8 protein-coding genes are annotated in these 12,883 nt (G+C 68.6%); 4 read left to right on the plus strand and 4 right to left on the minus strand.

The genetic code is table 11. From position 1 onward, the window contains the following. Positions 1-202 precede the first annotated feature (202 nt). From BLP83_RS10790 to BLP83_RS10805, 4 genes are all read right to left on the minus strand, one after another. Positions 203-667: a DUF2269 family protein gene (locus BLP83_RS10790; RefSeq protein ID WP_091242435.1), complete on the minus strand. Its 465-nt coding sequence runs from the start codon at positions 665-667 to the stop codon at positions 203-205. A gap of 4 nt (positions 668-671) precedes the next feature. Beyond that, positions 672-1,979, minus strand: a complete 1,308-nt coding sequence (locus tag BLP83_RS10795; protein WP_091242438.1) for an SDR family oxidoreductase — start codon at positions 1,977-1,979, stop codon at positions 672-674. Between the two features lie 108 nt (positions 1,980-2,087). Further along, complete coding sequence (prpR, locus tag BLP83_RS10800) at positions 2,088-3,704, minus strand: propionate catabolism operon regulatory protein PrpR (RefSeq protein ID WP_091242441.1); 1,617 nt, start codon at positions 3,702-3,704, stop codon at positions 2,088-2,090. Between the two features lie 141 nt (positions 3,705-3,845). After that, positions 3,846-6,770 (minus strand): cadherin-like beta sandwich domain-containing protein, encoded by a 2,925-nt coding sequence (locus tag BLP83_RS10805; RefSeq protein ID WP_176764139.1) that lies wholly within the window; start codon positions 6,768-6,770, stop codon positions 3,846-3,848. A gap of 424 nt (positions 6,771-7,194) precedes the next feature. On the opposite strand from BLP83_RS10805, the gene prpB reads away from it, so the two are divergent. The 4 genes from prpB to acnD all read left to right on the plus strand — a co-directional run bounded on the left by prpB (position 7,195) and on the right by acnD (position 12,684). After that, entirely contained in the window at positions 7,195-8,082 is an 888-nt protein-coding gene (gene prpB, locus BLP83_RS10810) for a methylisocitrate lyase (RefSeq protein WP_091242447.1), read from the plus strand. A 69-nt stretch (positions 8,083-8,151) separates the two neighbouring features. Then, positions 8,152-9,315: a bifunctional 2-methylcitrate synthase/citrate synthase gene (prpC, locus tag BLP83_RS10815; protein WP_245680015.1), complete on the plus strand. Its 1,164-nt coding sequence runs from the start codon at positions 8,152-8,154 to the stop codon at positions 9,313-9,315. Positions 9,316-9,501: 186 nt separating this feature from the next. Beyond that, the gene (locus BLP83_RS10820) at positions 9,502-9,999 is read left to right on the plus strand and encodes a GNAT family N-acetyltransferase (protein WP_091242452.1); all 498 of its coding nucleotides are present in this window, start codon (positions 9,502-9,504) and stop codon (positions 9,997-9,999) included. Between the two features lie 78 nt (positions 10,000-10,077). After that, positions 10,078-12,684 carry a Fe/S-dependent 2-methylisocitrate dehydratase AcnD gene (acnD, locus tag BLP83_RS10825; protein ID WP_091242455.1) on the plus strand — a complete coding sequence of 869 codons (2,607 nt, stop codon included), beginning with the start codon at positions 10,078-10,080 and terminating at the stop codon, positions 12,682-12,684. Positions 12,685-12,883 lie beyond the last annotated feature (199 nt).

Consider the following 12,883-nt stretch of genomic DNA (forward strand, 5'->3'; position numbering starts at 1 on the left):
ACAACGGCGCTCCCTTCTGCCCGTAAGATCCGAACTGCAGCGGCGGCGAAGGCCAGGGTCGAAACCAAGCCCGAGGCGCAGTCAAAGGCCAAGGTGGAAGCCCAAGCCCGGGCGCCATAGGGTGGGCCCTGGCCCACCATGAGCGCCGCTCTGGCCTCAGTCCTGCTTCCATCAGCGCCTGCGCAACGGTGGTGATGCAGTCCTAGCCCGGCTTCACCACCATCAACCAGAAGATCGCGAGCACGCTCAGAAAGGCCGGCCAGCCCAGCCAGAACCACGCCCGCATCGCACGGTGATACGCCGGCGGAAGTTCGGCACCTGATGCGCTCGCTTCAAGTGCCAGATCGCGTGCCCGCAGCTGCAGCCACAGCACCGGCAGCCAGCAGGCGCCGACCACGAAGAACAGCACGACGGAGGCGCGCCACCAGAAGGCCTCGAGCGGCCAGCCGAGCTGCGCCGACAGCAGCAGACCGGTCACCAGCTGAACCACCACCGCCGGCGCAGTGAAACAGGCATCGGCGATCACCACCGTGCGGGCCGTGGCCGCGATCACCCGCGCATCGCCGCGAAGATGCGCCACCCAGAGGAAGAAGGCGATGCCGAGCCCGGTGCCGAACAGCAGGGTGGACGACAGGATGTGGATCCACTTCAGCCACAGATAGTCCATCGCCCTACCTCCGATCGCTCAGCACCCACAGCACGGCCAGTGCCGGCAGCAGCACCAGATTCTTCGCCAGCCCACCGAGCGGGTCCAGCCACAGCGCCGGTACGAGCGCGCCGAACACGGCCGTGTAGCCCAGCACCAGCAGCAGGGTCGACGCCACCGCGGCGCGCGCTCGCCAGCCGCTGGCCAGCCACAGCGCGAGCACGAGGTCGACGCCACCGGCCACGCGTGCCAGGGCCACGGGCTGCAGATGCGCGAGCAGAGAGCCCGCGGACAGCGCTTCGATCTCCGCAGCCGGCGTGGCGAAGCCGGCCCAGGCCGAGATCAGGCACAGCAGGATCACGGTCCAACGGAGTAGGGGCGCCAACAGATACAGCTGCGCCTGCCAGCGGTCCTGCACCTGGCTGGGCGTCTGCGCCAGCACGCTATCCAGATCGCGCGGTGCGGTGCCAAAGGCTTCGAGCACGCGCACGTGTGCATCGGGCGCGCAGACGTTGCCGCGCTTGAGCATGCGCCACATGGTCTGGCCCATCGGCCCGATGCCGAAGCGCTCGCCGACCGCGACCGCGGCATCCACCGCCCACAGCGGCGTCGGCCGCGTGCGCGCGCCCGGAATCCGCAGCCACCCACGCCAGCGCAGCAGGTATTCGCGCAGCGCCATCGGCCGTTCGCAGCCGACTTCGAACATGCCGCGCTCTTGGCCGTCCAGCGCGGCGGCCACCAGCTCGCCGAGATCTTCCGCCGCCAAGGGCTGCACCGGCCAGTGGCCCGCGCCCGGCAGCGGCACGACGACGGGCAGGGCCGACAGCGCCCGCAGCAGGGAGGTGCCGCCGTAGGAGCCGCGCGTCGTGTAGACGATCGAAGGCCGCAGCACCAGCGCCCGCAGCTCGAGGCCCAGCAGTGCGGCATCGAAGCGATGCTTGGAGGCGATGAACTCGCCATCGGCGGGATCGCCCAGCGCCGAGATCTGCACGAAGTCGCGGACGCCGTGTTCGACGCAGGCCCGCGCCAGCGCCAAAGGGCCGGTGTGGTGGATCGCCTCGAAGGACTGCGTTCGGGTCTCGCGCAGGATGCCCGCGACATTGACCACCGCATCCACGCCGTCGAGCAGGACGCGCCAGTCGGTGCTGCTCTGCGCCTGCGCGAAGTCGCAGTGGCGTTCGTCCGCAGCGGTCGGCTGCAAACGCACGCCGCGGATCACCCGCCAGCCGCGAGCGCGCAGGGCGGCGATGATGAAGCCGGCGAGGAAGCCGTGGGCGCCGGTGACGAGCGCGGTGCACTGCCGGCTTGAGGAATCATGCGTGTGCGTATCGATGGTCGGATCTCACGTCATCCCACGTTTCGCGGCGAGCTTAGCCCCTCTCCCCCTGCGGGAGAGGGGAGGGGCTCAACCCGACTCACCGGGGAGCTCCTTCGCGTCGCCCTACCGCATCCACCGCCACAAGGTACTGCGCGAAACCCCCAACGCCTCCGCAACCGCATTGCGCGATCCGCCATGGCGTTCCAGCAACGCGCGCAGCTCCGTGGCCGAGGGGCGAGTTGCCGTCGCGTTTGCCGCAGGATTGCCGACCCGCATCGAAGCGGGCAACGACGGATCGACCCGGCCCATGGCCGCGCCCGCGCCCAACTCCGGCGCCAGCCGCATCAACAGCGCAGCTTCGATCTCCACCACCGCCAGATCCACCTGCGCATGCAGCCGCTCCAGCAGGTTGCGCAGCTCGCGCACATTGCCGGGCCATGGGTACGCAGCCATCAGCGCGATCGCTTCGGCGCTGAACTTCAGCTCGCGCATGCCCAGGCCGCGCCGGCGCAGGCTGTCCTGCAGGCTGGTGATCAGCGCGGGCAGATCCTCGCGGCGCTCGCGCAGCGGCGGCAGGCGCAGGCGCAGCACGTCGAGGCGGTAGAACAGGTCGGCGCGGAAGCGGCTTTCGGCGACGGCCGCGCGCAGATCGACGTGGCTGGCGGCGATCACCCGCAGGTCGACTGGAATCGGCGTGGAGGCACCCACACGCAGCACCTCGCGCTCCTCCAGCACGCGCAAGAGACGTGTCTGCAGGGCCAGCGGCATCTCGCCAATCTCATCCAGGAACAGGCTGCCGCCGCTCGCGGCTTCGATCAGGCCGGCACGGCCGCCGCGACGTGCGCCGGTGAAGGCGCCTTCCTCGTGGCCGAACAGCTCGCCTTCGAGCAGGGACTCCGGCACCGCGCCGCAGTTGATCGCCACGAAGGCCCCGCGTCGCCGCGGACTGACGCCGTGCAGGGCCTGCGCGACCAGCTCTTTGCCGCTGCCGGTCTCGCCCTGGATCAGCACGGTGGCCGGGCTCATCGCCGCGCGGCGGATCTGCTCGCGCAGCTCGACCATCGCCGCGCTGGCACCGACCAGATCCTCCAGCGCGTGCCGCGGCGCGCCGGGCTTCTTCGCGCGCGGGCTGGGGGCGTGCTCTTCCTGCGCGATCAGCGGTCGCGCCACGTCGAGGGCGCTCTCGAAGGCCTGGCGGATCGAGTCGGCCGAGTACATCAGCACGCCGGCCACGCCCGCCTGTTCGGCCAGCTCGGTGACGAGCCCCGTGCCGACGATCGCGCGCACGCCCTGGCTGACGAGATCGCCCACGGCCGAGCGCGCTTCCTCGGCGGTGGTGAAGCTGCGCTGGGCGATGTCGAGGCCGAAGTGGCGCTGGAACTCGGCGAACACCGGCAGATCGGTCTCGTGGGTGATCACGCCGATGCGCTCGGCGATGCGCCGCGCGCGCGACAGCGCCTGCATCAGGTCGAAGCCGGAGGCGCGCACCAGCACCAGCGGACGGCTGATGCGGTTGCGCAGATAGGCGCCATTGCTGCCGGCCGAGATCAGCACGTCGACCCGCTCGCGCGGCAGGCGGGTGCGGATGTGGCGCACCGCGTCCTCAAAGCCGAGGTTCAAGTTCTCGATGCGGGCGCGGCCGTCGAACTCGGGCGTGACTTCGCGCAGCAGCTGCGAGAGCCGCGAGACGGAGGCCGTCCAGATGACGGGCAGGCGGGTCGATTCGGGATGCGCGCTCATGTCGCGTGTTTCAGTGCAGGTGGTGCATTGAAACACTCTTGCGACGGCACAAAACAGCGGGGCCCCGCAGACAGCCTGTGGGGCCCCGGGCGTGGCTTCGGTGTCCGGGCCGAGCGGGAGCGCACGGCCTCGGACCGGGGCTCAGCGTTGCTGCATGCGCAGGCCGTCCGCGCCCGCCTCGAAGCCGTTGCTGAACACCCCAAAGGGTTGCACCGGATCGGTGTCCACGCCCGTGTTGTCGCTGGCGGCGCGCTCGACGGTGCCGGCGGGTGGCTGCAGGCTGGCGCTGAACTTCAGGGTGCTGCCGGGCGTGGCGTTGAGGCGCCCGCCGACCTCGAAGCGCAGCATGCCGCCCACCGGCAGATCCACGCTCAGCGCCGGCGCACCCGTGCCGGAGGCCGAGGGGCAGCTCGCGCCCTGCAGCGGCGTACAGATCCACTCGATGTCGCCGAGTGCCGCGGGCGTCGAAACGCTGAACCCTGCACCCGGCGCGGGGCTCGGGCCGGCGTTGCCGAGCTCGATGCGATAGACCACGGCGCTCTGCGGTGCGACGCTGCTGACGCCGTTGTCGACGCTGATCTGCAGGTCGACGCCGGGCTGGATGTGGACCGTGCGCACCAGTTCCGGCGCGGGGTCGTGGTTGGCATCGCCGGCCTGGTTGGCGCGCAGCTCGCAGGTGCCGGCGCTCAGCAGCTGCAGCTCGTTGCCACTGAAGGCGCACACCGTCGGCGTGAGGTTGCTGACCTGCACCGGCTGGCCCGAGGGCCCACCCGTGGCAGCCAAGGGCAGCGGCGCATCGCCCAACACGGCGCTCGAGGGCAGGTCGAGCTGGATGCTCTGCGCGAAGCGGCGGGTCGCGATCAGCTGGTAGGTCTGCTGGCTGCCGTCCTGGGCGATCACGGTCACCGGCACGACATTGGTGCCGGCATTGAGATTGACCGGCAAGGCGGTCCCCGTCGTCGCCAGCTGGCCGCCGACCAGCACGGCCGCGGAGGGGTCTCTCGCCGTCGCGCGGACAGGGATCTGCTGCACGCCATTGGCAACGACCAGGCGGTAGAGGCCAACCGCCGGATTGAAGGCCGGGGTGAGGCTCTGGCTTGGCACCTGCAAATCCGAGAGGCCGCGGGCGAACACGTTGACCGAAACGCTGGCGTTGACAGGCTGGAACTCCGCATCGCCCTCACGGGTGGCGATCACGGTGCAGGTTCCCACGTCGCTGCCGCTGAGCGTGGTTCCCGACAGCGTGCAGGGCGAGCCCGCTTGGAGGGCGAAGCCGAGCGCGCCACTCGACTGGCCGCCTGCAGCACTTACCACGGTGCTGCCGCCCAGCAAGACCAGCGGGGTCTGCGCCGAGACGCCGAATCCGCTCTGCAGCGACCGCAGGATCTCGAAGGTCTGGGTGATTCGTGCGGCCGGGCGGTACTCCGGCGTGCCGGCCTGGTCAGCGGCCACGGTGCACTGGCCGATCGCCAGTAGGCTCAGCGCGCCGGTGGCCGAATCGACCTCGCAGACCTCCGGGCTCAGGCTGCTGAAGCTCACCTCTAGCCCGCTGCTTGCGGTTGCCGTCACGCTGGCACCGCTGGTATTGCGGGGCAGGGGGCCGGGATTGGGGCCGAAGCTCAGGCTCTGCACGCGGCGCGTGCTCACCGCTGCGGTGGGTTCCGACGCGGGGCTGTCGCCCAGCGCATTGCGGGCCACCACGGTGAAGGTGTAGGCGGTGCCGTCCTGCAGGCCCGAAACGGGGCAGGGCGAACCTGCGCAGAGCCCGCTTTGCACGTTGCCCGGCTGGCTGGTCACCACATAGCCCAGGATCGCAAGCCCGCCATCGCGAGCGGGCGGCAGGAAGCTGACGGTCGCGCTGGCGTCGCCGGCTACAGCCGTGGCCGCCGTGGGCGCATCAGGGACAGAACGCTGCACTACCACCACGGGCACCAGACTGGACAGCGTGGTGCCATCACCCAGCTGGCCCCTGCTGTTGGAGCCCCAGCAGCGCACACCGCCGGACACCAGCACCGCGCAGCTGTGGCGGTGACCGGTTGCAATCGATGCAACCCCGCTGAGGTCTGTCACCTGCACGGGGGTCAGCAGCCGCTGCGTGCTGGTGCCGTTTCCGAGCTGGCCGTTGCTGTTGCGTCCCCAGCATCGCGCGGTGCCGTCGTCCAAGGTAGCGCAGCTGTGCTCCAGGCCGCCGCTGACGCGGGCGACGCCCGTGCCCAGATCGGTGACCGCGCCCGGCAGCGCTTGGCGAGCGAGGGAGCCATTCCCCAGTTGACCGTAGACGGCGAGCCCCCAGCAGAGCGCGGCGCCAGCCCTGACGCCGCAGCCGTGGCTTCCGCCGAAGCGGATCGCGGCATAGGCCGCATCCAAGGCCTCGACCGGGGTCGCCGACGGCTGGTTTGTGCCGAAGGTGCCCAGGGCGAGCTGGCCATCACCGTTGCTGCCCCAGCAGTAGGTCGCGCCCGCCGCGCTGCGCGCACAGGCTGAGGTGCCGCCAGCCTCGATGCTCTGCATGGGGCCCGGCAGACCGACCACGCTCGCCGGCGCAAACGGAAAGTCGAAGCTGCCAATGCCGAGCTGGCCAAAAGTGTTTGTGCCCCAGCATTCCACCGCGCCGGAGTCGAGCAGGGCGCAGCTGAAACCGTTGCCAGACGCCACCGCGACTGCCGCGCGACCCAGCTCGACATCCACCGGTCGGCTCAAGGGGCTGTTGTTGCCGGGCAGGTAGTCGACAACGCTTCCCCAACACTTGACCCCGCCCTGCTCAGTCAGGACACAGGCGTGATTGTCACCCACCGCAAGTTGGGTCACACCCTGGGACAGCCCCAGCACATTGCTGGGAAAGGCGCTGGTCTCGAAGGGGTCGACGCCACCGTTGCCGAGCTGCCCATGAACGTTGGCGCCCCAGCAGCGGACGGCGCCAGTGCTGGTCAGCAGGCAGGTGTGGTTCTCGCCGGCTCCGATGGCGGTCACTCCGCTGACGGCGGTCTGGGCCAAGGCAGGTGGTGCGGAAATGAGGATGAGTGCGAGACAGCACAGAGTCGCGATGATCGAATGGCGAAGCGTCATGCGGCAGATCTTCCGGGTTCGAGGCATCGCCACGAGCGGGAGGACGGCAACCGGCCACAGGGATCGATCCCGCTCTCGGCTTGAATCCGAACATCCTGCGGGGGCGTTGGGCCGTCCTTGGCGCGTCCCCGGTGGCGCGGCGGGGACTGCCGGGGCGCGGATGCTAAGGCATTCATCGGAGTCGCGAACCTGTCGAACGACACCGACCCGCATCGGGTCGCCTCAGCGGGTGTTGCAAGTTGCGTCGCAATGTTTCATTGCTTGCAACATGGACGACGCTACGACGCAGCGAGGTCCCTAAAAAACAGGCGCTTGAAGCGACTGTGGGGTTCCGCCTTAGCTGGCATGAGTCTTGATGGAAGGGAAAGCACAGCCGCCTGCTGCAACGCGCGCGTCCGCCATCGACCTATCGAGAGGAGTTCCCATGAGCCACGTTTCCGCCGGTGCCAAGTTCCGCGCCGCCGTCGCCAACGAGAAGCCGCTGCAGCTGCCGGGCGCGATCAATGCCAACCACGCGCTGCTGGCGAAGCGCGCCGGCTTCAAGGCGATCTATCTGTCGGGCGGCGGCGTGGCCGCGGGTTCACTGGGTCTGCCTGATCTCGGCATCAGCACGCTGGACGATGTGCTCACCGACGTGCGCCGCATCACCGACGTCTGCGACCTGCCGCTGATGGTCGATGTCGACACCGGCTTCGGGCCGTCTGCCTTCAACGTGGCGCGCACGGTGAAGTCGCTGATCAAGTTCGGCGCGGGTGCGATGCACATCGAGGACCAGGTCGGCGCCAAGCGCTGCGGCCATCGTCCGGGCAAGGAGATCGTCAGCCAGGCCGAGATGGTCGACCGCATCAAGGCGGCAGTGGATGCGCGCACCGATCCCGACTTCGTGATCATGGCGCGCACCGATGCACTGGCGGTGGAAGGACTGGACCGCGCCATCGAGCGCGCGGTGGCCTGCGTCGAGGCCGGCGCCGACATGATCTTCCCCGAGGCCATGACCGAGCTGGCCATGTACCGGCAGTTCGCCGCCGCGGTGGGCGTGCCGATCCTGGCCAACATCACCGAGTTCGGTTCGACCCCGCTGTTCACGGTGGAGGAGCTGGCCGGCGCCGACGTCGGCATCGTGCTGTATCCGCTGTCGGCCTTCCGCGCCATGAACAAGGCCGCCGAGAACGTCTACACCGCGATCCGCCGCGACGGCACGCAGAAGAACGTGGTCGACACCATGCAGACGCGCATGGAGCTGTACGAAGCGATCGGCTACCACGCCTTCGAGCAGCGTCTGGACGCGCTGTTCGCCAAGGCCAAGCAGTAAGCCGATCCCCTGTGCGCGCGACGGCCAACGGCAGTCGCGCGATTTCCTCCCCGTCAACGGAGCATGACCGTGACCGAATCCACCGCCCCCGCCACCCCCGGCTTCAAGCCGAAGAAGTCCGTCGCCCTGTCCGGCACCGCCGCCGGCAACACCGCGCTGTGCACGGTCGGCCGCAGCGGCAACGACCTGCACTACCGCGGCTACGACATTCTCGACGTGGCGCGCAGCTGCGAGTTTGAAGAGATCGCCCACCTGCTGGTGCATGGCAAGCTGCCGAACCGCGCCGAGCTCAACGCCTACAAGGCCAAGCTGAAGAGCCTGCGCGGCCTGCCGGCGGGTCTGAAGGCCGCGCTGGAGCAGCTGCCGCCGTCCGCGCATCCGATGGACGTGATGCGCACTGGCGTGTCCGTGCTCGGCTGCCTCACGCCCGAGAAGGACGACCACAACCATCCCGACGCGCGCGGCATCGCCGACAAGCTGATGGCCTCGCTGGGCTCGATGCTGCTGTACTGGTACCACTACAGCCACAACGGCAAGCGCATCGAAGTCGAGACCGATGACGATTCGATCGGCGGCCACTTCCTGCACCTGCTGCACGGGACCAAGCCGAAGTCGAGCTGGGTCGCGGCCATGCACACCTCGCTGGTGCTTTACGCCGAGCACGAGTTCAACGCCAGCACCTTCACCGGCCGCGTGATCGCCGGCACCGGCTCGGACATGTACAGCTGCATCGCCGGTGCGATCGGCGCGCTGCGCGGGCCCAAGCACGGCGGCGCCAACGAGGTCGCCTTCGAAGTGCAGAAGCGCTACGACACGCCGGACGAGGCCGAGGCCGACATCCGCGCCCGCGTCGAGAAGAAGGAAGTCATCATCGGCTTCGGCCACCCGGTCTACACCGTCTCCGACCCGCGCAACGTGGTGATCAAGCGCGTGGCCGAGGAGCTCTCGGAAGAGGCCGGCTCGATGAAGATGTACAACATCGCCGAGCGCCTGGAGTCGGTCATGTGGGACATCAAGAAGATGTTCCCCAACCTCGACTGGTTCAGTGCGGTGAGCTACCACATGATGGGCGTACCCACCGCCATGTTCACCCCGCTGTTCGTGATCGCCCGCACCTCGGGCTGGAGCGCGCACGTCATCGAGCAGCGCATCGACGGCAAGATCATCCGGCCGAGCGCCAACTACGTGGGGCCGGAGGATCTGAAGTTTGTGCCGATCGATCAGCGCGCCTGATGACAGCTGGGATTTGGGATTGGGGATTCGGGATTCGCTTCAAGCGTGCATCGCTTCGCCCTGCCTGATCTGGTGACGCTGCGAGCTTCTCGCTTTAGGCCCCTCTCCCGACGGGAGAGGGGTTGGGGTGAGGGGCCGAGCGGAGCCCGGGCCCGAACGTGCGAGAGCGTCCAATGGAGCAGCGCAATGTCTTCGAGCCCTGAAGCAGCCTCCGCCGACCAGTGCACGCGATCGCTGCGCTTTCGAACCGCCCAGCAAACGGATCTCCCGGCCGTACTCGCATTACTCGCAGACGACACCCTCGGCAAGAACCGCGAGTTCGACGCTGCCAACCCCAACTACCTCAAGGCCTTCGAAGCGATCAGTGCAGACCCCAATCAGCAGCTTCTGGTGGCTGAGCTCGATGGCTGCATCGTCGGCATGGCCCAGCTCAGCTTCATCCCCGGCCTCAGCCGCGGCGGCGCCTGGCGCTGCAATGTCGAAGCCGTACGTATCGCTTCCGATGTGCGTGGCCAAGGCTTCGGCGCGCTGCTGATGTGGGCCTGCGAGGCGCGTGCGCGGGAGCGTGGCTGCATCCTGCTGCAGCTGAGCTCGGACGCCAGCCGGATCGACGCGCATCGGTTCTACCGTGGCCTGGGCTATGTCGATAGTCACCTTGGCTTCAAGAAGCTGTTGCCTCAGTAGACCCAACATCCCTCGACGCGCGATACGCCAGCGCTCCAAACGAATCCCGACTCCCGACTCCCCAATCCCGGCTCTCAAATGAACACTCAGCACCGCAAACCGCTGCCCGGCACCGCCCTCGACTGGTTCGACGCCCGCGAGGCGGTCGATGCGATCCAGCCGGGTACCTGGGCCACGCTGCCCTATACCGCGCGCGTGCACGCCGAGAACATCGTGCGTCGCTGCGAGCCTTCGATCCTGCGCGAGTGCCTTGAGCAACTCGTCCATCGCAAGCGCGAGCGCGACTTCCCCTGGTTCCCGGCGCGGGTGGTCTGCCATGACATCCTCGGTCAGACCGCGCTGGTCGATCTCGCCGGCTTGCGCGATGCCATCGCGGATCAGGGGGGAGATCCGGCGAAAGTGAATCCGGTGGTGCCGGTGCAGCTCATCGTCGACCACTCGCTGGCGGTGGAATGTGGCGGCTATGTGCCCGATGCCTTCGAGCGCAATCGCGCCATCGAGGATCGTCGCAACGAGGACCGCTTCCATTTCATCGACTGGACCAAGCGCGCCTTCCGCAACGTCGATGTGATTCCGCCGGGTAACGGCATCATGCACCAGATCAATCTGGAGAAGATGTCGCCGGTGATCTATGTGCAGGACGGTGTGGCCTTTCCCGACACCTGCGTCGGCACCGACAGCCACACCCCGCATGTCGATGCGCTGGGCGTGATCGCGGTCGGCGTCGGCGGCCTCGAAGCCGAGAACGTGATGCTCGGCCGCGCCTCGTGGATGCGCCTGCCGGAAATCGTCGGCGTCGAGCTAACGGGCAAGCCGCAGCCCGGCATCACCGCCACCGACATCGTGCTGGCGCTGACCGAATTCCTGCGCAAGTCGAAAGTGGTCGGCGCCTATCTGGAGTTCCGCGGCGAGGGCGCGGCAGCGCTCACGCTCGGCGACCGCGCGACGATCTCCAACATGGCGCCGGAGTACGGTGCGACCGCCGCGATGTTCTTCATCGACGGCCAGACGCTCGACTACCTGCGCCTGACCGGTCGCAGCGACGAGCAGGTCGCGCTGGTCGAGACCTATGCCAAGACCGCCGGCCTGTGGGCCGATGACCTCGCCACCGCGACCTACGAACGCACTCTGCACTTCGATCTCTCCAGAGTGGTACGCAACATGGCCGGGCCGTCCAACCCGCATGCGCGTGTGGCCACGGCGGACCTCGCTGCCAAGGGCATCGCGGTGAACCTGGAGGCTGCGCGCGCGCAGGAGGCGCAGGGCCTGATGCCGGACGGTGCGGTGATCATCGCCGCCATCACCAGCTGCACCAACACCAGCAACCCGCGCAACGTCATCGCCGCCGCACTGCTGGCGAAGAAGGCCAATGCGCTGGGCCTGTCGCGCAAGCCCTGGGTGAAGAGCTCGCTGGCGCCGGGCTCGAAGGCCGTGGCGCTGTATCTGGAAGAGGCTGGTCTGAAAACCGAGCTGGAGAAGCTGGGCTTCGGCATCGTTGCGTTTGCCTGCACCACCTGCAACGGCATGAGCGGTGCGCTGGATCCCGCCATCCAGCAGGAGATCATCGAGCGCGACCTGTATGCCACCGCCGTGCTCAGCGGCAACCGCAACTTCGATGGCCGCATCCATCCCTATGCCAAGCAGGCCTTCCTGGCTTCGCCGCCGCTGGTGGTGGCCTATGCGATTGCCGGCACCATTCGCTTCGACATCGAGCGCGATGCGCTGGGCCATCGCGAGGACGGCACGCCGATCCTGCTGAAGGATCTGTGGCCGAGCGACGCCGAGATCGACGCCATCGTGAAGCAGGCGGTGAAGCCCGAGCAGTTCCGCCGCGTCTACGAGCCGATGTTCAAGCTGCAGGTGGAAAGCGGCGAGAAGGTCAGCCCGCTGTACGACTGGCGGCCGATGAGCACCTACATCCGCCGTCCGCCCTACTGGGAGGGCGCGCTGGCCAAGCCGCGCACGCTGTCGGGCCTGCGACCGCTGGCGGTGCTGGGTGACAACATCACCACCGACCACCTGTCGCCGTCGAACGCGATCCTGCTCGACAGCGCCGCCGGCGAGTACCTCGCCAAGATGGGCCTGCCGGAGGAGGACTTCAATTCCTACGCCACCCACCGCGGCGACCATCTGACCGCGCAGCGCGCCACCTTCGCCAACCCGACCCTGCAGAACGAGATGGTGCGCGATGCCGAAGGCAAGGTGCGCCGCGGCTCGCTGGCGCGGGTCGAGCCGGAAGGCCAGGTCATGCGCATGTGGGAAGCGATCGAGACCTACATGGAGCGCGGCCAGCCGCTGATCATCATCGCCGGCGCCGACTACGGCCAGGGTTCTTCGCGGGATTGGGCCGCCAAGGGCGTGCGCCTGGCCGGCGTCGAGGCCATCGTCGCCGAGGGCTTCGAGCGCATCCACCGCACCAACCTGATCGGCATGGGCGTGCTGCCGTGCGAGTTCATCGCCGGCACCACGCGGCTGACGCTGGGCCTGGACGGCACCGAAACCTACGACGTCATCGGCGAGCGCACGCCGGGTGCCACGCTGACCCTGGTGGTCCACCGCAGGAACGGCGAGCGCGTCGAGGTGCCGGTGCGCTGTCGCCTGGATACCGCGGAAGAGGTGTCGATCTACGAGGCGGGCGGCGTGCTGCAGCGGTTTGCGCAGGATTTTCTGGCGGGGGTGGCGTGAGGGGCTCTCGGCGCTCTTTGATGTAGCGCTGCTGGGACTCCGTGACGCTGCGGCACCAATGCACCAAGCCACCAATGCACCAACGAAGTTTGGAGGGTTGCCGCGACCTGCCCCCTCTCCCCCAACCCCTCTCCCACCAGGGGAGAGGGGAGTCAAGCAGAGGGCGTTGCGACCCTCTCGGTAGTCGCCAAGCGCTGGG

Source organism: Aquimonas voraii, from assembly GCF_900101825.1.
Classification (GTDB): Bacteria; Pseudomonadota; Gammaproteobacteria; order Xanthomonadales; family Xanthomonadaceae; genus Aquimonas; species Aquimonas voraii.